Annotated in this window: 1 pseudogene; it reads left to right on the top strand. The window is 49.2% G+C overall.

Annotation, left to right across the window (positions count from 1 at the left end):
* Positions 1–500, top strand: a pseudogene (locus GFB48_RS17530) (hypothetical protein); the annotation flags it as partial.

Here is a 500-nt window from a genome sequence, read left to right as displayed (position 1 = left end):
GACGATAACGACGGGGTTTATGACAATGATGATGTGTTCCCATTAGACCCATCTGAAACGCTAGATAGCGATAACGACGGCATTGGCAATAACAGTGATGACGATGACGATAACGACGGTGTGCTTGATGAACAAGATTTGGCCCCAGAGGACGATACCATTGGTGCTGCCTTAGCGCTCGATGCCAGCGTGCTCGCCGATGATTACATACAAGTACTCGACAGCGCGGTTGATGACCCTAATGTACGTTTTGGCAGCAGCGGCGTGCGTTATTTGTTTGCCGATGACGGTAGTGGTTATCGCTATGGTGCCACAGTGCGCAACAGTCTGACTTGGGAAATTGTCGATAACGCCGTTCAGTTTTCTCTGGTCGATGCGGAAGGTTATTACTCTTACCCTATGATCAGTGCCTTGGACGATTATGGCATTGCCAGCCCTGAAGCGGTGCAAAGCTTTATCGACCAATATGGTGATTATCAAGTTGAGGTGTTGATCACCCC

Origin of the sequence: Paraferrimonas sp. SM1919, from assembly GCF_010993985.1 — a bacterium.
Classification (GTDB): domain Bacteria; phylum Pseudomonadota; class Gammaproteobacteria; order Enterobacterales; family Shewanellaceae; genus SM1919.
Note: the sequence above shows the minus strand (reverse complement) of the source record. Positions and strands in the feature narration are given on the sequence as shown.